Source organism: Fontimonas sp. SYSU GA230001 (assembly GCF_040066175.1).
Taxonomy (GTDB): Bacteria; Pseudomonadota; Gammaproteobacteria; order Nevskiales; family Nevskiaceae; genus Solimonas.
This window is the reverse complement of sequence record NZ_JBEAAM010000015.1, coordinates 13,792-33,189: the sequence shown is the minus strand read 5'-3', so window position 1 is coordinate 33,189 and position 19,398 is coordinate 13,792. Positions and strand designations below refer to the sequence as shown.

18 protein-coding genes are annotated in these 19,398 nt (G+C 67.1%); 9 read left to right on the top strand and 9 right to left on the bottom strand.

The window, feature by feature from the left end:
- Positions 1 to 49: 49 nt before the first annotated feature.
- A complete protein-coding gene (locus AAG565_RS09235) occupies positions 50 to 832 on the bottom strand; it encodes a hypothetical protein (protein ID WP_348819295.1) in 783 nt (260 codons plus the stop codon).
- Positions 833 to 1,091: 259 nt separating this feature from the next.
- Here AAG565_RS09235 and AAG565_RS09230 point away from each other — a divergent pair, with 259 nt between their 5' ends.
- From AAG565_RS09230 to AAG565_RS09200, 7 genes are all read left to right on the top strand, one after another.
- Entirely contained in the window at positions 1,092 to 2,504 is a 1,413-nt protein-coding gene (locus AAG565_RS09230; RefSeq protein ID WP_348819294.1) for a 3-oxoacyl-ACP reductase, read from the top strand.
- Positions 2,505 to 2,608: 104 nt separating this feature from the next.
- Positions 2,609 to 3,211, top strand: a complete 603-nt coding sequence (gene ribA / locus AAG565_RS09225) for a GTP cyclohydrolase II (protein ID WP_348819293.1) — start codon at positions 2,609 to 2,611, stop codon at positions 3,209 to 3,211.
- Positions 3,211 to 5,205: an AarF/ABC1/UbiB kinase family protein gene (locus tag AAG565_RS09220; protein ID WP_348819292.1), complete on the top strand. Its 1,995-nt coding sequence runs from the start codon at positions 3,211 to 3,213 to the stop codon at positions 5,203 to 5,205. Before ribA ends, AAG565_RS09220 begins: the two co-directional genes overlap by 1 nt.
- 2 nt (positions 5,206 to 5,207) lie before the next feature.
- Positions 5,208 to 6,218: a quinone-dependent dihydroorotate dehydrogenase gene (locus AAG565_RS09215; RefSeq protein ID WP_348819291.1), complete on the top strand. Its 1,011-nt coding sequence runs from the start codon at positions 5,208 to 5,210 to the stop codon at positions 6,216 to 6,218.
- An 81-nt stretch (positions 6,219 to 6,299) separates the two neighbouring features.
- Positions 6,300 to 7,520 (top strand): OmpA family protein, encoded by a 1,221-nt coding sequence (locus AAG565_RS09210; RefSeq protein WP_348819290.1) that lies wholly within the window; start codon positions 6,300 to 6,302, stop codon positions 7,518 to 7,520.
- A 56-nt stretch (positions 7,521 to 7,576) separates the two neighbouring features.
- A complete protein-coding gene (locus AAG565_RS09205; protein ID WP_348819366.1) occupies positions 7,577 to 7,780 on the top strand; it encodes a DUF1289 domain-containing protein in 204 nt (67 codons plus the stop codon).
- The gene (locus tag AAG565_RS09200) at positions 7,777 to 8,223 is read left to right on the top strand and encodes a thioesterase family protein (protein ID WP_348819289.1); all 447 of its coding nucleotides are present in this window, start codon (positions 7,777 to 7,779) and stop codon (positions 8,221 to 8,223) included. Before AAG565_RS09205 ends, AAG565_RS09200 begins: the two co-directional genes overlap by 4 nt.
- Before the next feature lie 12 nt (positions 8,224 to 8,235).
- Here the strand turns inward: AAG565_RS09200 and AAG565_RS09195 are convergent, their stop codons facing one another.
- The 8 genes from AAG565_RS09195 to purB form a co-directional block, all read right to left on the bottom strand.
- Entirely contained in the window at positions 8,236 to 8,640 is a 405-nt protein-coding gene (locus AAG565_RS09195; protein ID WP_348819288.1) for a type IV pilin protein, read from the bottom strand.
- Positions 8,637 to 11,831: a PilC/PilY family type IV pilus protein gene (locus AAG565_RS09190; protein WP_348819287.1), complete on the bottom strand. Its 3,195-nt coding sequence runs from the start codon at positions 11,829 to 11,831 to the stop codon at positions 8,637 to 8,639. Before AAG565_RS09190 ends, AAG565_RS09195 begins: the two co-directional genes overlap by 4 nt.
- Before the next feature lie 11 nt (positions 11,832 to 11,842).
- A complete protein-coding gene (locus tag AAG565_RS09185; RefSeq protein ID WP_348819286.1) occupies positions 11,843 to 12,442 on the bottom strand; it encodes a PilX N-terminal domain-containing pilus assembly protein in 600 nt (199 codons plus the stop codon).
- A complete protein-coding gene (locus tag AAG565_RS09180; RefSeq protein ID WP_348819285.1) occupies positions 12,439 to 13,503 on the bottom strand; it encodes a PilW family protein in 1,065 nt (354 codons plus the stop codon). The genes AAG565_RS09185 and AAG565_RS09180 overlap by 4 nt, the downstream gene beginning before the upstream one ends.
- On the bottom strand, positions 13,500 to 13,910 hold the full coding sequence (gene pilV / locus AAG565_RS09175; protein ID WP_348819284.1) for a type IV pilus modification protein PilV: 411 nt from the start codon (positions 13,908 to 13,910) through the stop codon (positions 13,500 to 13,502). Before pilV ends, AAG565_RS09180 begins: the two co-directional genes overlap by 4 nt.
- Positions 13,911 to 13,927: 17 nt before the next feature.
- On the bottom strand, positions 13,928 to 14,467 hold the full coding sequence (locus AAG565_RS09170) for a GspH/FimT family pseudopilin (RefSeq protein ID WP_348819283.1): 540 nt from the start codon (positions 14,465 to 14,467) through the stop codon (positions 13,928 to 13,930).
- A gap of 117 nt (positions 14,468 to 14,584) precedes the next feature.
- Positions 14,585 to 15,085, bottom strand: a complete 501-nt coding sequence (locus AAG565_RS09165; protein ID WP_348819282.1) for a hypothetical protein — start codon at positions 15,083 to 15,085, stop codon at positions 14,585 to 14,587.
- Between the two features lie 8 nt (positions 15,086 to 15,093).
- Positions 15,094 to 16,461, bottom strand: coding sequence for an adenylosuccinate lyase (gene purB, locus AAG565_RS09160; RefSeq protein ID WP_348819281.1), 1,368 nt, complete (start codon positions 16,459 to 16,461; stop codon positions 15,094 to 15,096).
- An 89-nt stretch (positions 16,462 to 16,550) separates the two neighbouring features.
- Between purB and AAG565_RS09155 the strand changes: the two genes are divergently transcribed.
- Together AAG565_RS09155 and AAG565_RS09150 are read left to right on the top strand one after the other, a co-directional pair.
- Entirely contained in the window at positions 16,551 to 17,954 is a 1,404-nt protein-coding gene (locus tag AAG565_RS09155) for a class II fumarate hydratase (protein ID WP_348819280.1), read from the top strand.
- Between the two features lie 93 nt (positions 17,955 to 18,047).
- Positions 18,048 to 19,385 (top strand): sigma 54-interacting transcriptional regulator, encoded by a 1,338-nt coding sequence (locus AAG565_RS09150; RefSeq protein ID WP_348819279.1) that lies wholly within the window; start codon positions 18,048 to 18,050, stop codon positions 19,383 to 19,385.
- The last annotated feature ends 13 nt before the right edge of the window (positions 19,386 to 19,398 follow it).

Below are 19,398 nucleotides of genomic sequence, written 5' to 3'. Positions count from 1 at the left end.
GCCGGGCGGCCCGATCCGACAGCCTGAGCTGCGCAAACGCGGGCGGCGGCTACTGCACGCGCACCGGCCCTTTCTGCGCCTTGCCGAGCTTGCGTCCGCTGCGGTCGGCCAAGTCGGCCTTCACGCTGACGGTATAGATGCCGGGCTTGTCCACCGGCAGCAGCAGCATGCGCTTGTTGTTGGCGCCGATCTGCCACTTGCCGGCGACGGTCTTGCCCGCGGCGTCGGTGACGCGCACGTTCTGTTCGATCGACGCGGTGTCGTCGAAGGCGCCGTTGAGCATCAGCACGATGGCGCGCGTGTACGCGGCCGAGCCAGCGTACACGATCGACAGCCGGTCGTCCGCTTCCGGCCCCCACCACTGCGCGAGCTTGGGGGCGGGGGCCGCCGCGCCGGCGCCGTCCGGCTTGGCGGGTGCGGGCTTGGCGGCCGGCGTGACCGGCTCGGGACGCGGCGTCGGCAGCGGCGTCGGTGCGGGTTCCGGTTCCGGCGCGTAGGCCGAGTCATCCGCGGACGTGGATGCGGCCGGTGCCGGGGCGGTGTCCACGGCGCTGCCATCCGATTCCTCGGCGTAGCCGCCGCTGTCCGCCGTTTCCGTGCCCGCGCCGGCATCTGCGGTACCGGCTTCTTGCTCGACGACCGCCTGCGCGGCCTCGGCGCCGCTGAGCCTGGAGGTGTCGAGGGTTCCCTTGAACACCCGATCGACGGCGGCGCCGTTCGAGTCGCGGGCATTCTTGCTGGCAGCGGGCGGGAACGCGGCTTCAAGCCCGAAATAGGTTCCTGCGGCGACGGCCACGGCGACCACGGACATGGTCAAGCCTTTTGCGCTCATGGATGCTCCCAACCCTCCAGAAAGTGTTTGTCGAGGCTCGGCGCTGTCCTGCCACGGCGGTCTGCCGCGATCTTCCCCCGGACACCGGGCGCCGACGCGAGTGGCCCGAAAGCCACGGACGGCGAACTATCCTTCAGAGCCCGCGGCGCGTCAATGGCGGTGGGGGCGGTGGCGGTGCGTGCCGGCGCCGTGTCGCCGGCATCGGTGCGCTGCGATAATCCGCAGCCTCAAGACTTTCCCCACTGCAGAGGTCCGGGCGATGAACGATCGCTATCTCGAATTCACCCATTCCCCGTTCGGCAAGAGCCTCGCGTCGATGCTCGGTCTGCCGACACCGCCGCGCCTGCGCCGCGCCGATGCACCCTGGGCCGACCGGCCCCTGGAGGCGACGCCGGTCGTGCTCGGCGGTGACAGCGGTGCGGCACTCGCGGCGCCCCTGCTCAAGGCCTTGAGCGGCATGGGCGCCATCCTGCGCATCGTGCCGGAGCACGCCGGACTGGCGCCGATCAAGGCGGCCGCCGCGCAGATGTCCGTGGCGCTGGCCGGCAATCCGGCACCCGACAGCGGCGAGCCGCGCAGCCAGGCGCTGGTCTTCGATGCCAGCGGAGTCGCGTCCCCGGCGCAGCTGCGTGAGGTCTATGACTTCTTCCAGCCGCTGGTGCGCAACGTGCCGGGCAACGGCCGTATCCTCGTCCTGTCGCGCGCGCCGCAGTCCTGCATCGACGTGGGCCGCAAGACCGCAGCGACCGCGTTGCGCGGCTTCGTCCGTTCGCTGGCCAAGGAAGTCGGCAAGAACGGCACGACCTGCAACCTGATCGAAGTGGAAACCGGCGGCGAGGGCTGGCTCGACGCGCCGCTGCGCTTCTTCCTCAGCGTGCATTCGGCCTACGTGTCCGGCCAGCTGCTGACCGTCGGCGCCCATGCCAAGGCCACGGCCGTGGCGCTGCCCGGCAGCCTGCAGGGCAAGACGGCGCTGGTGACCGGCGCGGCGCGCGGCATCGGCGCGGCGATCGCCGAGGTGCTGGCCCGCGAGGGCGCGCGGGTGATCGGCATGGACCATCCGTCGCAGGAAGGTGCGCTCGGCGAGACGATGGCGAAGATCGGCGGGCGCGGGCTGGCGCTGGATGTCACCGCGCCGGACGCGGCCGAGCGCATCGCCGCGGAGACCGAGGGCCTGGACATCGTCGTCCACAATGCCGGCGTGACGCGTGACAAGATGCTGCGCAACATGACGCCGCAGCAGTGGGACATGGTGCTGAACATCAACCTCGCCGCGATCCTGCGCATCAACGAGGGGCTGCTGAAGAAGGGGCTGAACGGCGGCGCGCGCGTGGTCTGCATCTCGTCGATCGGTGGCATCGGCGGCAACGCCGGCCAGACCAACTACGGTGCGACCAAGGCGGGCGTGATCGGCTACGTCGATGCGATGGCCGAGACGCTGGCCCAGCGCGGCGGCGCGATCAACGCGGTCGCCCCGGGCTTCATCGAAACGCAGATGACGGCGGCGATGCCGGTCGGTCCGCGCGAGGTCGGCCGTCGCATCAACTCGCTGTCGCAGGGCGGTCTGCCGCAGGACATCGCCGAGGCGGTCGCCTTCCTCGCGTCGCCGGCCGCCGCGGGGGTCAACGGCCGCACGCTGCGCGTCTGCGGGCAGAACTGGTTCGGCGCCTAAGGCGGCTGCCTTTCAAGCGCGGGGACCGGTACACTCCGGTCCCCGCGACATTGGATACCAATGGCCAGGCGCACCAGCGCCGCCGGCCATCAAGCGAGCCCCACTTGCCGAAGTCCGCCAAGCCCTTTGAATTGATTGCCGAATCGCGGCTGCCGACGCCGTTCGCGGAGTTCCGCATCCTGGTGTTCCGCGGCGCCGATGCCAAGGAGCATGTCGTGCTGGCGCTCGGTGAGCTGTCCGGCGAGCCGCCGCTGGTCCGGGTCCACTCCGAGTGCCTGACCGGCGACGCCCTGTTTTCGCAGCGCTGCGACTGCGGCGCGCAGCTCGAATCGGCGCTGCAGCGCATCGCCGAGGCGGGGCGCGGCGCGGTGCTGTACCTGCGCCAGGAAGGCCGCGGCATCGGCCTGGGCAACAAGATCCGCGCCTACGCGCTACAGGATCAGGGTGCCGACACGGTCGAGGCGAACCATCAGCTGGGCTTTCCGGCCGACGCCCGCGAATACGGCGTTGCCGTCGGTCTGCTGCGCCAGCTCGGCCTGCTGCGCATCCGCCTGATGACCAACAATCCGCGCAAGCTCGACGCGCTGCGCGCCGACGGCATCGAAGTGGTCGAGCGCGTGCCGCTGGAGAGCGGACGCAACCCGCACAACGAGCGCTATCTCGCGGCCAAGGCGGCCAAGCTGGGCCACATGCTCAATCTGCCCTGATGGCGAAGGACGACAAGGCGTCGGCCGGACTGCTGCGCGAGCTGCGCACGCTCACCGTTTCCACGTACCAGGTCTCCAGGGGCTTCGGTCCGTTGCTGCGGCTGCTGGCCGCCGAGCCGGACATCACCCGCGACGAACTCGGGGATGCGATCGACCGCGCCTTCGACGGTCTCTACCGGCACCCTCTGCTGCATCAGACCGAGCGGCTCACCGCCTATCTGCGCAGCCGCCATCTGATTCCCAACGAGCAATCGACCGAAGACCTGATCCGCTTCATGGTCGAGCAGGTCGTCGCGCGCTCGCCGGTGCCGGTGCCCGAGCAGCTGGTCCAGGAGTTCTGGCAGTTCTTCAACGAACTGTTCTCGTCGCCGGAGCTCAAGGGCTTGGGCGAGCTGACACTCGACATGGTGCGGCTGGTGATCCGTACCTACGAGCCGCTGCTGGTCGAGATCGTCAACATCCTCAAGGCCGGTCGGCGCTTCAACCAGTGGCAGCTCAACGAGATCCTGCGGCGCGCGGCCTTGATCCGCAACGACGTGCTGATCGTGCGCCGGCAGATCCGTGCGCTGCGCTACATCAAGCCGTTCTTCCAGGCCGATCCGAAGGACTTCAAGGCGCAGGCGCAGATCGTCGCGCAGATGGTGCGCGAGTTCGGTCCGTTCTTCGTGAAGATGGCGCAGGTCGCGGCGGCCAACGCGGACTTCCTGCCCGACGAGATCGCCCGCGAGCTGGCGGTGTTCCACGAGGACGTGCCGGCGATGAGCGAGGACGAGGTCGTGCAGGCCTTCGTCGAGTGCTATGGCAAGCCGCCGCACAAGCTCTATCTGGACTTCGACCCGGCGCGGCCGGTGCGCTCCGGTTCGATCGGCTCGGTCTATTTCGCCAAGAAGCCCTTCATCGAGGACGGCCGCGAGGTCCTGCGCCCGGTCGTGATCAAGGTCGGTCGCCAGAACATCGACCGCGAGTTCGCGATCGGCAAGCTGGTGCTCGGCCTGGCGATCATGTCCTCGCAGTACTGGGCGCCGCATTCCAAGCTGACGCCGTTCCTGCGCGCGATGCAGGAGCAGGTGGACGAGTTCGTCGCCGGTTTCATGGAAGAACTCGATTTCGCGCAGGAGGCGCAGAACCACCTGCGCTTCTACCAGCGCAGCCTCAAGTCGAACATGTGGAAGGTGCCGGAGCTGTACGGCCATACCCAGCGCATCATCGAGATGGAGTTCCTGTCCGATGCCGCGAGCCTGACGCGCGCGCTCAAGCGCATGCCCTCGGCGGAGCGCCGCCGCTTCCAGCGCAGCGTGTCCGAGCGCCTGTTGTACACGCTGCTCTATCACGTCTTCGTGCACCGCGAGATGCACGGCGACCTGCATCCCGGCAACGTGATGGTCGGTTCCGACGGCGCGTTGCACCTGATCGACTGGGGCAACGTCGTCGCGCTCGACGGCAAATGGGGCGCGGTCTGGGACTATCTCGCAGCCGCGGTCACCGCCGACACCTCGATGCTCGCCGATACCCTGATCCGGGTCAGCACGCAGCCGGAAGCCAACGCCGCGCGCCGTGCCGAGATCAAGGCGGCGCTCGACGACACCCTGCGCAAGAAGGGCGTGACGCCGCTGACCAAGCGCAACTTCGTCTTCGAACTGCGCCGCGGCGGTCTCGACGGACTGCACGCGCGCGGGCAGGCGGTGCTGCACCTGATGTCGAACACCCAGCAGGCCGGCGTGGTGATCAACCGCGACTATCTGCACCTGTCGCGCGCGCTATTCGCGGCGGCAGGCAGTTTCGGGTCACTGTACGAGAACGACTCCAAACGCCGGCTCGCGGCCGATCTGGCGCGCGGCCTGGCGCGGCTGCCGGTGACGCTGACGCAGGACCGGCTGCATGACGAGCTGACGCAGTTGCGGATGCGGCTGGCGCGCTGGCTGCCGCTGCCAGAGTTCGTGCGCTCCAGGATCGCACCGCCGCGTTTCGCCGCGCTGTCTTCGCCACCGGTCTGACCATGTACCGCATCGCCCGCGACGTCCTGTTCCAGCTCGACGCGGAAACCGCGCACGAGCTGACCTTGCGCCTGTTCCGTCGTTTTCCGCGGCTGGCGACCGCGCCGTTCAGCAAGCCTGTCCCGGCGTCGCCGGTCGAACTGCTCGGCCTGCGTTTTCCCAACCGTGTCGGTCTGGCCGCGGGCCTCGACAAGAACGGCGAGTGCCTGAGCGCTTGGCAGGCGCTGGGTTTCGGTTTCGTCGAGGTCGGCACGGTGACGCCGCGACCGCAGCCCGGCAATCCGCGGCCGCGCATGTTCCGGCTGCCGGCCCATCAGGCCCTGATCAACCGCCTTGGCTTCAACAACAAGGGCGTGGATCATCTGCTGCTGCAGGTCGCGGCCTCCGACTACCGCGGCGTGCTCGGCATCAACATCGGCAAGAACTTCGACACGCCGATCGAGCGCGCCCAGGACGATTACCTGCACTGCCTGCGCAAGGTCTATGCGGCGGCCTCGTATGTCACGGTCAACATCTCCTCGCCGAACACCAAGAATCTCCGCGACCTGCAGGATGAGGCCCATCTGCGCGGCCTGCTCGGCGCGCTGCGTGCCGAGGCGCAGGCGCTGGCCCAGAAACACGGCAAGCGCACGCCGATCATGGTCAAGATCGCGCCCGACGTGACCGACGCGCAGCTCGACAGCATCGCCGCAGTGGCCCGCGAGACCGGCATCGACGGCCTGATCGCGACCAACACCACGATCACGCGCCCCGGCCTCGAGCACGAGCCGCTGGCGGCCGAGGCGGGTGGACTGTCCGGCGCGCCGCTGCGCCCGCTGGCCGACGCCGTGCTGCAACGGCTGCGTCAGCGCGTGGGGCAGGATTATCCGTTGATCGGCGTCGGCGGCATTCTCGGCGGTGCCGATGCGCGCGCCAAGCGCGCGGCCGGTGCCGACTTGATACAGATCTACAGCGGCTTCATCTACCGCGGTCCGGCGCTGATCGCCGAGTGCGGCGCCGCCCTGCGCGGCTGAGGCGGAACCCGGTTGCCGCTGCAATCGGCGATCCAGTAGCATCGCCGGCTCATACAGAACAATCCGACGTGGGGACGAAGTATGCGACTGAAGCTGATTGCGGCTGCCGCCATGGCGACGATGTGGGCCGGGCTGGCGCAGGCCGTGACCGTCGAGGATTACGACATTCCGTACGTCGGCGGCGCGTTCATCTACGAGTTCAACGACAGCGCCCGTCAGTCCGACAATGGCCTGGGCGGCGAGGCGCGCTTCGGTTGGCCGCTGACTGAGTTCGGCTATGCCAACTGGGCCGCCGAGGCGACGCTGCACGCCCTCAAGCGCGACCGGGACATCGACGGCAAGGCGGACTACCAGCGCGGGCTGATGTTCGACCTCGTCTATGACTTCGGCCTGTTCGGCTGGGGCGGCGAAGCCAGCGTCGGTCCGCGCTTCAAACCCTTCGTGCTCGCGGGCCTGGGCGTCGTGCAGGAGGACGTCGCCGGCAGCCGGCACGAGCATTTCGGCCTCAACCTCGGGGGCGGTGCGCTGATTCCGCTGAACTGGCACGGCCTGGCGGTGCGCGCCGAGGCGCGCGTGCTCGGCCAGGACAACAACAAGTCGGTGGCCGGCGAGGACCTGCTGATCGACTACCGGCTCGGTCTGGGCCTGCAGCTGCCCCTGACGCCGCTGTTCAGCGTCGCCGATCACGCACCGCCGCCGGCACCAGCGGCGCGCTGCGCGCTCGCGGTCGTCGATCCGGTCACCGGTCGCAGCGACTGCGGCACCGATTCGGATGCCGATGGCGTGCTCGATGGCGTCGATCAGTGTCCGGCGACCCCGATCGGCACGGCCGTCGATGCGCGCGGCTGCGCGATCGACCTGTCGGCGGACGCGGACGGGGACGGCGTGCCCGATGCCGCGGACCGTTGCCCCGGTACGCCACCTGGCGTGACCGTCGATGCGACCGGCTGCCCGGCGGCCACCGGCATGGTCCTGAGCGGTGTCAGCTTCGGCAACGACGATGCGATTCTGACCTCGGCGTCGCGCGCGGCGCTCGAGGCCGTCGCCGAGTCGCTGAAGGCGCAGCCGGGCACGCGCATCGAGATCGGCGGTCATACCGACAATGTCGGCAACGACGCCTACAACAACGTGCTCTCGCAGCAGCGCGCCGAAGCCGTGCGCCAGTTCCTGATCTCGCGCGGTGTCGATGGCAGCCGCCTGGTCGCGATGGGCTACGGCGAATTTCGTCCGATCGCGTCCAACGACACCGCCGACGGCCGCGCGCAGAACCGCCGCGTCGAGTTCCGGGTGATCGGCGAGTAAGCTCGCCGCCGCGCGTCCGGCGGGTGGACGTGCCCGCGCATCTTGCCGTCCTTCGCATGACGTCGGCGTCCGGTCGTTCCGCGTCTGGCCAGGATGTTGCATCGCCCTGCATCGGCGTCTGCGCGCTCGATGCGCGGCAGGTCTGCACCGGCTGCGGCCGGACACTGGCGGAGATCGCCGAGTGGTCGTCCGCGACACCGGAACGCAAGCGCGAGATCCGCCGGCGAGCCGTCACGCGCATGCAGGAAAACAAGGCATGAAAGACCGTCTCCGGCTCAATGAATTCGTCCATGTGATCGAGATCGAGACGCGCTGGGCGGATCTCGATGCTCTTGGCCACGTCAACAACACGCGCTTCTTCACCTTCGACGAGAGCGCGCGCCTGGACTACTTCGGCGAACTGATGCGCTCCGACTCCGAGTTCTGGAAGTCGCGCGGCCTGATCCTCGCGCACATCGAATGCGACTTTCTCGCCCAGCTGCATCACCCGTCTAGGCTGCGCGTCGGCTTGCGCATCTCGCGCCTGGGTCGCAGCAGCATGAACACGCTCGCCGGCATGTTCGTCGGCGAGCACCTGATCGCCGTCACGCGCGGCGTGGTGGTCTGGTTCGACTACACGCGCCAGAAGGCGCAGCCGATTCCCGAGAACGTGCGCGCGATGATCCGGGCACGCGAACGAGTTGCGCCGGAAGAATCAGTCTGAGGCCTGCGCAATCTACCAACAGTCGGCCACGGCGTTGCCATCCTCGTTGAACGCCGCCTTGGCGCCCCGGCTGTCGAGTGTGAAGCGGGCACAGGCGCGATCCTTGAGCTGCCGACCCTGGGCGGTGGCCGTGAGCGTGTAGCTCATGCGTGCGACGTTGGCCGAAATCGAGTAATAGGCTTGCGGACTGTCGAAGGTCTCCGCGACCGTACAGTTGCCGTTGTCATAAGTCCCGTACTGCGTCAGGCAACGTTCGAGACGCTGCGCGGTGTCGCTCAGCGCGACGCGAGCGTCGGCACGCCGCGACTTGCGGACGCTGGCTTGGTAACTCGGTAGCGCAATCGCCGCGAGAATGCCGACGATCGCAACGACCGTCATCAACTCGACCAGGGAGAACCCGCGCGCGCGCCGGCTCATCGTATCTGCCGCCACGACAGCCGCCCTCCTTCTGTGGGACTGGCTGGCGGCTCGTAGGTGGTATCGATGCCGCCCGTGGTGCCGCTGGCGAGTTTGATCTCGAAAGTTGCCGCCGAGATGATCGCCGGCGTCTTGATGATGCCGGCAACAGAGCGACGTCCACTGACAGGCAAGCCACCGGCGTAATCATCCGAATTGAATGCCCGGTCGCGGTTCAGGTCGAACGGCGTTTCATCGAGACGGCTTCCAGTCAATGCGTTGACCTCCATCAGGTAACTATCGCCGCCGAAGGCGCAGGCCGCGGTATTCGGAATCAGCGTCGTGAAAATGATCGAGCCGTTGCGGAGGATCGGCGTGCTGACCTGTCGTTCACCGCTCAAGGGCAGGTCGAGATACCAGCCGCGCTCGCCGGAGGACCTGTTCGCGCTGGTCACCCTCACGTCTTCGGTTATGCCGTTCGGAAAGTTGAGCGTGGATGTCGAGATCACCTCCTGGCGGAGCAGGGCATTGCGGCCGTTGACACCCGAGGTGACTGCGCCGTCGTCGATGTCGTAAATGCCGTAGAACGTGTTGGTTTGAGCGCCGCTGCTGTTGTCACCAACGGCAAAGTAGCGGCCGGTGCCGAAATAGACGACGACACCGCCGTAGCCGGTCACCTCAGCCTTGTTGAAGCCGACCTCGGGTCGTGCAGTGATCGGCTGCCGGTTGGCATTCGTGCAAGGGTCTGCGCTGCATGCCGTGAATAGCGGTTCCGGCGCTGCGGCGGTGCCAAATCCGATCCGCCAGTCTGCGGAGCTGGCGCTGCGCAGGTCGAACTTCCACATGTTGCCTCTGAGGTCGCCGGCGTAGATCAGATCGGTGATGCGGTCCCCGTCGATATCCACGGGAATCGGCGATGACAGGCCATTGTTGCCACCGACGCCGGTATCGAACTTCTTGATCACCGAACCATCGGTGAGATCGAGCAGAAACAGGACCGCGCGGCCGCTGCTGCTGTTGTAGCCGTTGGCGATGATCGCTACCCAGTGGCCATCCTTGAGGCGGGCGATCGTCGGCTGAGCGTATGAATAGCCCATGTCGGCATCCTGTGCCGAGGTAAATTCCCACATGACGCTGCCCGTGCCGAACGTCGCGGGATCGGTGACATCGAGCGCGAACACTCCACGGCCGCCACCGCCCAGTGCGCCGACCAGGATGGTTTTCCAGGCGCCCCTGACATAGGCGTCGAGGGTCTTGATCGAACCATCGACGAGATATTTGTGATTGCCGTTGTAGGCCGGATCGGTGAGCGCGCTGAGTCGTCCGTACACCGGGCTCGGTACGTGGGCCAGCAACTCACGTCCGTCGGTCGTCCGGAATCCATGCAGCATGCCGTCATTGGCGCCGACGTAGATCATCGAGGGGCGCCCCCGGTAGGCTGCGCTACTGCGGAAGGCGGCGTAGCTTGCGCCCTCTGCGGCAGCGGCCGGCAATTTGTCGAAACCATAATCCTGCTGTCCGACGTACGCTGGATCGGAGTTGACGATGTCGCCGAGAATCGCGCTGCGCACACGGAAGTTCAGCCCTGCACCCTCGTTGCTGCGATCACCGCGCAGATAGTTCAGCCGCGCCTCGCCGTTGCCGTCGGCGGTGCCCGCGGTGTTGCGGTTGAGCGCGTCCTTCTGTGCGGCGTTGAGCTGATTCCACTGGAAGCGTTTTCCTGGGTTCGGCGCGGTCGGGTCGTAGGTCGTGATCACGCGATCGCTGGCGGATGGCATCTGCTGGGCGGCATCCCACAAGGGATCGCCGACCTGGCCGTCTGCTCTGATGGGTAGTGAGAGCAACTGTCCACTCCAATCGCTGGTGCGAAAGCGCGCCTGATAGATCGCCGTGTCGGCGGTCAGCCGTGTCGAGTTGGTCGCGATGGATGCGGCAGCGCTGGTGACCGCCGCAATCTCCTTGATCGCACGTTGCAGGGCATCGCGCAGTTGGGCTGAAGTATTCGCCGTATAGGCCTTGCCACCGCCATACTCCGCAGCATCGCGCAGCATCTGATTGTTGAGGGCGAGCCCGACGGTGAAGGTCTGCAAGCGTTGGATGCGGAAGCTGCTGTCGTTGAAGCTGACGCCAGTCAAATCGTTGCCGGATTTGCGCAGATCGGTGTCGTAACCGAACTTCGCCATATCGTCGAGGAAGAGCGTGTAGGCTTCGTCGCTTTCGGCTCCGGATGGTTTGAATCCATCCGAATAGGACGGAAACAACGGATAAGTCGATTGGGTGGTCGCCGGTGCCAGATTGTCCCAGTTCGGCAGAGCACGGAGGGTGTCGGCGGCATCGTCCGGGTCGTCGTTGGGGAAGGTATTGTCGTAGGTCGGAAAGCCGTCGGTCACGACGACCACGAAGTTTCTCTGGCAGCGGTACTGAATCGGACTGGTGTAGCTCACACCATTGTTGTAGTAGGACGACAGTCCGCGGAAATAACGGGTGATCTCGTAGAAGGTTTCGGCGAGCGGGGTATTCGAATCGGCATTGAGGCCGTTGATGCCGCTGTTGACCGAGGCAATCGGAGCGCCACAGTTCTGCACGACACGGCCGCCTGGAGCGCCGTTGTTGCCGGCCGGCTGGTTGAATCGTGCAAGTCCCCAGCGCAATTCGGCGTTGTCACTGACCAGCGTCGTGGACACGTTCTTGGCGGTCATCAGACGCGTTTCAAGAGGAATGACGCCACTGGTCAGATTCACGCTTTTGGCGCTGCAACTGCCGGAGTTCGGACAGTTCTGTCCAAAGGTGTCGAACAGGTAGTTCAGATAGGCGCCACTGTAGCGGGTGTTGCCGCTGCCGACCGGGTCCGGCAAACGCAGGCAACGCGTACTTCCGTTCGAACGCCGTCCCTGCTTGTATCCGCTCGGACAGTTGCCGCGCGGAACCTCGCTTAAGAACACGTTGCCGTCACTCGCGCTCCAGCACGAATTCCCGCTATTGCAGCTACGACTCCAGTCGGTGTAGGCAACGCCGGGATCGAAGCCGTCCGTCCACATCATGTTGTCCATGCTGCCGGAGTTGTCGAACAGCAGCATGACGTTGGGCGTGACCGAGGTGGAGAGGAACAAGGGCGTGTCGGCGAGCGTGATCTGCGCGTCTGCGGATCGTCCGGAGGCAATGGCCACCGTCAACGCGGCGAGCAGGCGCAGAAGGAACGAACGGGGCTTCATCGCGGGGCTCCTCAGCGCTGGAACGTGGACTGCAGGATGACCATCGGTTCGGCATTGTTGGCACCGGTAGCGCCCCATGCGCGGGCGGTGATCCGGTAGCAGGTCGCGGTGCGGATTTGGACTTCACTGTCCGCCGCCAAGCTGCCGCCGCCCGCCGCCCCGCCTCCCGCCGCGGCTTCGCAGGATAGCGGGGGCTCCGCAGGCGGTGGCGGTGGTTGAACCTGTTCGATGAGGTACTGGGCATGGGCGAGGCCGAGAGCGGCATCGCCGGTGATCGTGGCATTGCGCCACTGTGTGCCGGCGTCGTTCCACAACGCCACATAGCGGGTGTCTGCGTCCGTCGGCGGGTGATAGACGTACAGCCCGTTGGTGTTATTGAACGTCGGTAGGGTCGGCAGCTGCAGCAGAGCTTCGCCTTCGCGCAGCCCGGCTTCGGCAAACTGGAACGCAATCTGCAGGTCCTGTGTGTTGTTGGTCATACGCTCTTCGAGTACCGCTGAGCGCATCGCGCCGACACCGATCAGCGTCAGCACCAGCAGGAGTACCAGCCCGACGACGAGGACCACGCCGCGTTGCCGATGGCTCCCACGTGTTGCGCAGATGTCAGTCATGGCAGCTGGTTCCTCAGGGACAGAGTCAGTTCGACGACGTCGCGCAGGCGCCCGTCGGAAAACGGCCCCACGGACGTTCCCAGCAAGTCGAAGCTGCGCGGGTCACGTTCACCCGCGCGGTCACGTGTTCCAGCGACGAGCATGGCGACGCGCAGTGTCACGATCGCGCCCCAGTCCCCGGCAGCGTCAACTTCGGCAGCCGTCCGGTATGCGTCCGGGGCACGGTCGCCGTTGACATCGACTCCGTACAGCACTTGCAGGTTTTCGACACCCTCGGCCAGTTCGCGCTCGGCAGGATCTTCACCCTCGGTGCGGCGCCACAGGGCAGGCCCCGTGCCACTCGCGCTGTCGCGGACGAAGTACGTGATGGTGTCGATGCGCGCGATCTGTGAGCCGACCGGGTAACGGCGTCCCAGATCCTTGGTCCTGTTGCCCGGCGTGAATGCATTGCCGGTGTTGTGAACGATATTGCCGAAGTGCGCGTTCGGCCCGCCGGAGTTGTTTAGGTTGTATCTCGTGATCTGGAAGACCGCGGCGTGCGCGCAGTCGGTCACCAGAGCGATGTCGCCATCCGCGAACGGTGCCGGGTTGACTGGATTGGATTTGAGGTCCGCCGAGGTATTGGGCATCTCCTTGACGATATACACCTCCGGCCCGAACGTTCCGCGCAGCGTCAACACGTCGGTTCCGGGTGTCACATTCACGAGCACACCTGGCAGGGCAGGAGACCAGGTTTCGGCGTCGGCGTCGAAGCCATCGACGTAGCGCCCGTATCGATAAGCGAAGTCGCCGGCGTCCGCATCGAGCGTATTGGTGATTTCGGCGCCTCGACGCAGGCAGCCGAAGTAACCAGCCATGCGGGCGTCTCTGGACACCACCGTCGTGACGTAGCGCACCGCTTCCTGGCGTGCAGCCAGCGACTCGGAGACGACGAAGCTGCGACGGCTGGATAGATAGATCTGGAAAACCGCGGCCATCACCACGAGCCCCAGCACGAGGCCGATCATCAACTCGACCAGGCCAACGCCGCGTTGACGCAACCGGGCAGACTTGAAGGTCATAGCTGGGTGCGCAGATTCAGCGTCACCGGATTGCCGGCATCGCCGGCATCACTCCAGACGATGTTGATGCTGACGACGCTGTCTTCGACCAGGACGCTGGCGTCGCCGTCTGGCAGTTCGGCCGCCAACGTCTGCTTCCAGATGCGTACATCGGTATCCGCCAGCGTGGCCCCCGACGGCGTCGCTCCGAGCTCGACGTTGTATCGGCCCGCCAGCGCCTGCGAGCGATTGGCGCGCATGCGGTCGAGCAGGTCGTAGGCGCGGTTGACCGCTTCGATGCGCTGCGTGGAGCCGCTCTCGCGTTGCAGCGTGACGATCTGCATGCCGGCGAGTCCCAGCAGGCCGATCGCGAGGATCACGACCGTCACCAGCACCTCGATCAAGGTGAATCCGCGGTGGATATTCATCGTCGGATGAGCCCCGCTCAACACGAAGCCGTGCGGACCTGCGGCCGTCCTTGCGGCGTGATCCGGATGATCCGCAGGTCGTGACCAGCACACTGGCCAGGGCGCAGGGTGAACGTGGACGGGGCACTGGCGTCGAGAAAGCCGTCTGGCAGGTAGCGCACGGCCTGCGTTCCGGACGCGTCGAGCGTGCTGCCGCTCTGGAGTGCATCGAAGACTCGGAGCACATCGGCGGCATCATCGATCGCGCCGGTGACACCGCCATCCGCGAACACGACCCAACCCTCGGACCAACTGCTCGAAATGTCGCAAGCCGTATAGGGCGGCCGAGACGGGCAGAGCGCCACCGTCCCGCCGCGGCTGACCGCCTCGCTGCGGGCGTAATTGAGCGCTCCAACCAGTTCATTGGCCTGCACGGCGAGCCGGTTCCGAACGACGATCTCGCCAAGGGCGGGAATCGCGTAGGCGGTGATGATCGCCAGGACGGCGATCGTGACCAGCAGTTCGATGGCGGTGTAGCCTTGCGCCCTGCTGTCGTTCAACCCGCTGCTGCGCGTCATGCGCCTGATGGATCGGTCCACGATGGTCGGGACACTAACCCACGCGGCCAGCGGCCGGTACCCCCTTTCTTGGGGGGGGGCGGAGGCCGACGCGGCGGACTCGGTCGCCTCAACGCCTCAGATGTGCAACTCCATCAAGGCCCGCGCCGGCACCGAAGACTCCCACAGAGGGTCGAAGCGGCGTAGCCGCAGAAGCGCTTCGAGGCTGGAGTCGATCAGGCGTGATTCGAGCTGTTCCGGATTGTCGCGGTGCCAGACGGCGGAGCTGTCCGCGATCGCCCAGTCCTCGACCAGCCCCCGCTGGTCGTCCGGCAGCTGGCGGAACTGGATGCGACTGGTGACTCTGCGTGCGAACTCCACCAATCGGTGCGCGCGGCGCATCGCAAGGTCGGGTTCATTGACGAGGATACGGATACGCACGCGCTCGTGGCGCAGCGCGAGCCGACGCAAGGCATCCACCACCGTTTGATCGCCGTACAGCACCGGTTCGAGACGGCAACTCAGGATCGCCAATTCGTTGCGCGTCCGTCCGATCACGCCGCCGACGGCCGCGATCGCCCCGGCAAGGCCGACGACGATCTGCGGCTGCGGCGGTTCGTGTGTTCCGGCGACGGCCATGACGATCCTCAGACGGCTTTGGCCTGCTCGGCCGCATTGCCGGTGTAGCTGGCCGGGGTCATCTGCAGCAGGCGCTGCTTTTCGGCCTCTGGCAGCGCCAGCTCGGACACGAAGGCACGGATCGCGTCGCGGCCGATCTTCTGTCCGCGCGTGAGGCGCTTGAGCTGCTCGTAGGGCTCCGGCAGTCCGTAGCGGCGCATGACGGTCTGGATCGCCTCGCCGAGCACTTCCCAGTTCGCTTCGAGGTCCTGGCCCATGCGCCAGGCGTCGGCTTCGAGCTTGCCGATGCCCTTGCCGATCGCCTGGTAGGCGACCAGCGCGTGTGCGGCACCGACGCCGAGGTTGCGCAGCACGGTCGAGTCGGTGAGGTCACGCTGCCAGCGCGAGATCGGCAGTTTCTCGGCGAGGTGCTGCAGGATCGCGTTGGCCAGGCCCAGGTTGCCTTCGCCGTTCTCGAAGTCGATCGGATTGACCTTGTGCGGCATCGTCGAACTGCCGACTTCGCCGGCGACGGTCTTCTGCTTGAAGTAGCCGACCGAGATGTAGGCCCAGATGTCGCGGCAGAAGTCGATCAGGATCGTGTTGAGGCGCGACAGCGCGTGGAAGTATTCGGCGATGTAGTCGTGCGGCTCGATCTGTGTCGTCGCCGGCGACTCGTCGATGCCCAGATCGGCGAGGAACCGGCGCGTGATCGCCGGCCAATCGACATGCGGGTAGGCGGCGTAGTGGGCGTTCCAGTTGCCGACGGCGCCGTTCATCTTGCCGAGGATCTGTACCTGCGCGAACTGCGCGCGCTGGCGGCGCAGGCGCTGCGCGAAAACCGCCATCTCCTTGCCCAGCGTCGTCGGTGACGCCGGCTGGCCGTGCGTGCGCGACAGCATCGGCTGCTCGGCGTAGGCGTGGGCCAGTCCGACGATGGCCTGGATCAGCCGGTCGATCGCCGGCAGCAGCACCTTCTCGCGCGCGTCCTTGAGCATCAGCGCGTGCGCGAGGTTGTTGATGTCCTCGGAGGTGCAGGCGAAGTGGATGAATTCCTTGATGTCACTCAGCTCGGGATGCGAGCTGATCCTTTCCTTCAAGTAGTACTCGACCGCCTTGACGTCGTGGTTGGTCGTGTCCTCGATCGCCTTGACCCGCTGCGCTTCCTCCAGCGTGAAGTTCTCGGCAATGCGTTCCAGCTTCTCGCGCGCGGACGGCGAGAGTGCGCGGATCTCGGCGACGCCGCTGTGCGCCGCGAGCGTCTCCAGCCAGCGGATCTCGGCCAGCACGCGATAGCGCATCAGACCGTACTCGCTGAAGATTTCGCGCAGCTTGACGGTCTTCTCGGCGTAGCGGCCGTCGATGGGGGAGATGGCGGACAGCGAGGTCAGGTTCATGAAGGATGCCGGTGGGGCTGTGGCGCCCAGCCGGTGTGGAGCTGGACGAACGGCGCTATTTTATCCGAGCGACGCTCGGGAGAAACGCGATGGCCAGCCAAAGGTTCCGCATCGAACACGACACTCTGGGCGAACTGCGCGTGCCCGCGGACGCCGCGTGGGGTGCGCAGACGCAGCGTGCCGTCGAGAATTTTCCGGTGTCCGGCAGGCACATGCCGCGCGGCTTCCTGCGCGCGCTGGCGTTGATCAAGGCCAGGGCCGCGGAGGTCAACGCCGATCTGGGCCTGCTGCACGCACGCGAGGCCGCGGCGATCGTCGCGGCGGCGCTCGAGGTGGCCGACGGCCGCCACGATGCGCAGTTCCCGGTCGATGTGTTCCAGACCGGCTCGGGTACGTCGAGCAACATGAACGCGAACGAGGTGATCGCACATCTCGCCGGACGCAGGCTGGGGCGGCCCGTACATCCCAACGACGCAGTCAATTGCAGCCAGTCGTCGAACGACGTGATTCCTTCCGCCATCCACGTCGCCGCCGCGCTGGCGCTGAAGCAGGATCTGCTGCCGGCGCTGCGCCGGCTCGAAGCGTCGATCCGGCGCAAGGCACGCAGCGTCGGTACGCAGGTCAAGACCGGGCGCACGCACCTGATGGACGCGATGCCGCTGCGCTTCGAGCAGGAGCTGTCCGGCTGGGCGCAGCAGGTCCGGCACGCCGTCGAGCGCATCGAGGCGACGCGGCCGCGGCTGCACGCGCTGGCGCTGGGCGGCACGGCCGTCGGCACCGGCATCAACGCGCCTGCGCAGTTCGCGCGGCGCGTGTGCGCCGGGCTGTACCGCCACACCGGCATCCGCTTCCGCCCCGCGACCAACTACTTCGAGGCACTGTCCAGCCAGGACACGGCCGCCGAGCTGTCCGGCCAGCTGCGCGTGCTCGCCTGCGCATTGATGAAGATCGCCAACGATCTGCGCTGGATGAACTCCGGGCCGCTGGCCGGTCTGGGCGAGATCGAGCTGCCGGCGCTGCAGCCGGGTTCGTCGATCATGCCCGGCAAGGTCAATCCGGTGATCCCGGAGGCGGTGTGCATGGTCGCGGCGGCAGTGATCGGCAACGATGCGGCCATCACCGTCGCGGCGCAGTCCGGCAACTTCCAGCTCAACGTGATGCTGCCGCTGGTCGCGGACCGTCTGCTCGACAGTATCGGTCTGCTGGCGAATGCCTCGCGCCTGCTCGCCGACCGGGCGATCGACGGTTTCCGCATCCGCGCGGATCGCATCGCGCAGGCGCTGCAGCTCAACCCGGTGCTGATCACTGCCGCCAACACGGTGATCGGCTACGAACAGGGCGCGGCGATCGCCAAGCGTGCCTGGCGCGAGAACCGGCCGATCGTCGAAGTCGCCGCCGAGGAAACCGGTCTCCCGCTGGCCGAGCTGCGCCGCATGCTCGATCCCGCGCAACTGACCCGTGGTGGCGTCGGCGGACGACGCAAGCGCCGCTGATCGGCCCGACGGGCACGATCCGCCGCCGTCGCCGGGCACGAGTCCTGTGCCCGCGTAGGCTGCGGTGCCAGTCTCGACCCGAACGGGGCCTTCATGTTCGACCTCAGCTGGCGCGGTCTGCGCCGCCGCGTCACCGATCCCGCCACGGGCCAGCCGGTACCGTTTCTCGCGATCTACACCCCGGCCGAATGGGGCCTGCGCGATACCGCGCTGCAGGGCGTCGTGACGCAGCTGTTGCCATCAGGGCGCAGCTGCGTGTTGCGCAGCGCCGAGGAGATCCGGACACCGGCCTCGGCCGGAGCGGTGCTCGACGAGGAATTCGCGCTGAGCCTGTTCGTGGACCCCGCACGTCTCGATCCGCTCGCGGACCGTGTGCTGGCCGCGCGCGAGGCGGGCAGGACGGCGACGCTGGTCGTCGCGGTGCAGGGTCATCAACTCGCGGTGCTGGGACGCTGGCTGCAATCCCGCGCACGCAGCGGCCGACTGGTCGGGCTGCGTCTGCTGCTGGCGCCGACGGTCGAGGACGCGATGCGCCAGTTGCCCGACCGGCTGCGCCATGGCATCGAGGACAACATCATCCGCATGCCGGTGGCCGCCGAGGTGGAGCGTCCCGCATTCCGCAGTTTCTTCGTCTTCAGTCCGGAGATGCAGGCGGTGGTCGGACGCATCCGTGCGTTCGCCGAGAACGGCATCGCACGCGCCTACCTGCTCGGCGGGCCCGGCAGCGGCAAGACCTCACTGGCCTACTTCTATCACCTGGTGCGCGGCCGCGGGCAGTTCGTGTCGGTCAACCTCGCCGCGGAGAACACCGGCGAGAAGGCGGCGGTGAAGTCGCTGCTGTGCGGCCATGTCGCCGGTGCGTTTCCCGGCGCCGGCGCCCGTCACGGCGCGTTCACGCAGGCCCGCGACGGCGTCTGCTTCATCGACGAGGCGCACGGCGTCAGCGGCCCGGTCATGGAAGTGCTGATGGAGGCCCTGGACAACGGCCAGTACCTGCCGTTCGGTGCCTCCGCCAAGCGCCCGCTCGAGTGCGCGCTGCTGTTCGCCTCGAACCGGACCTGGTCGCAGTTGCAGGCGGCGGTGAACATCGACGAGTTCACGCGCCTGGGTGCCGCGGTGCTCGAAGTCCCCGAACTGCGTCGCCGCGAGGAGGAGATGATCGCAGTGGTCGCCGCGACACTGGCGCGCCTCGGCGAAAACTGCACGACGTGGAATGCGCCGGGCGGCATCGACGAGGCGGCGTGGAAACGCATCCGCGAGTGCCGCTGGCACGGCAACGTGCGCGCGCTGGTGCGCGTGATCGAAGCCGCTTTCGTCGAAAGCGCGGCGTCGGGTGCCTCGCCGCTGCTGTCGGCGGCGGCGATCGACAACGGCATCGCCCTCTGGGAACCGACGACGCATCACAGCCATCGCCTGTACGCGGCGGCCTGAACCGGCGCGCAAA

What these genes read in the sequence shown, in the direction of transcription:
- AAG565_RS09235 (WP_348819295.1), bottom strand. Translation starts at nt 832, where the DNA reads ATGAGCGCAAAAGGCTTGACCATGTCCGTGGTCGCCGTGGCCGTCGCC.
- AAG565_RS09230 (WP_348819294.1), top strand. Translation starts at nt 1,092, where the DNA reads ATGAACGATCGCTATCTCGAATTCACCCATTCCCCGTTCGGCAAGAGC.
- AAG565_RS09220 (WP_348819292.1), top strand. Translation starts at nt 3,211, where the DNA reads ATGGCGAAGGACGACAAGGCGTCGGCCGGACTGCTGCGCGAGCTGCGC.
- AAG565_RS09215 (WP_348819291.1), top strand. Translation starts at nt 5,208, where the DNA reads ATGTACCGCATCGCCCGCGACGTCCTGTTCCAGCTCGACGCGGAAACC.
- AAG565_RS09210 (WP_348819290.1), top strand. Translation starts at nt 6,300, where the DNA reads ATGCGACTGAAGCTGATTGCGGCTGCCGCCATGGCGACGATGTGGGCC.
- AAG565_RS09205 (WP_348819366.1), top strand. Translation starts at nt 7,577, where the DNA reads ATGACGTCGGCGTCCGGTCGTTCCGCGTCTGGCCAGGATGTTGCATCG.
- AAG565_RS09200 (WP_348819289.1), top strand. Translation starts at nt 7,777, where the DNA reads ATGAAAGACCGTCTCCGGCTCAATGAATTCGTCCATGTGATCGAGATC.
- AAG565_RS09195 (WP_348819288.1), bottom strand. Translation starts at nt 8,640, where the DNA reads ATGAGCCGGCGCGCGCGCGGGTTCTCCCTGGTCGAGTTGATGACGGTC.
- AAG565_RS09190 (WP_348819287.1), bottom strand. Translation starts at nt 11,831, where the DNA reads ATGAAGCCCCGTTCGTTCCTTCTGCGCCTGCTCGCCGCGTTGACGGTG.
- AAG565_RS09185 (WP_348819286.1), bottom strand. Translation starts at nt 12,442, where the DNA reads ATGACTGACATCTGCGCAACACGTGGGAGCCATCGGCAACGCGGCGTG.
- AAG565_RS09180 (WP_348819285.1), bottom strand. Translation starts at nt 13,503, where the DNA reads ATGACCTTCAAGTCTGCCCGGTTGCGTCAACGCGGCGTTGGCCTGGTC.
- pilV (WP_348819284.1), bottom strand. Translation starts at nt 13,910, where the DNA reads ATGAATATCCACCGCGGATTCACCTTGATCGAGGTGCTGGTGACGGTC.
- AAG565_RS09170 (WP_348819283.1), bottom strand. Translation starts at nt 14,467, where the DNA reads ATGACGCGCAGCAGCGGGTTGAACGACAGCAGGGCGCAAGGCTACACC.
- AAG565_RS09165 (WP_348819282.1), bottom strand. Translation starts at nt 15,085, where the DNA reads ATGGCCGTCGCCGGAACACACGAACCGCCGCAGCCGCAGATCGTCGTC.
- purB (WP_348819281.1), bottom strand. Translation starts at nt 16,461, where the DNA reads ATGAACCTGACCTCGCTGTCCGCCATCTCCCCCATCGACGGCCGCTAC.
- AAG565_RS09155 (WP_348819280.1), top strand. Translation starts at nt 16,551, where the DNA reads ATGGCCAGCCAAAGGTTCCGCATCGAACACGACACTCTGGGCGAACTG.
- AAG565_RS09150 (WP_348819279.1), top strand. Translation starts at nt 18,048, where the DNA reads ATGTTCGACCTCAGCTGGCGCGGTCTGCGCCGCCGCGTCACCGATCCC.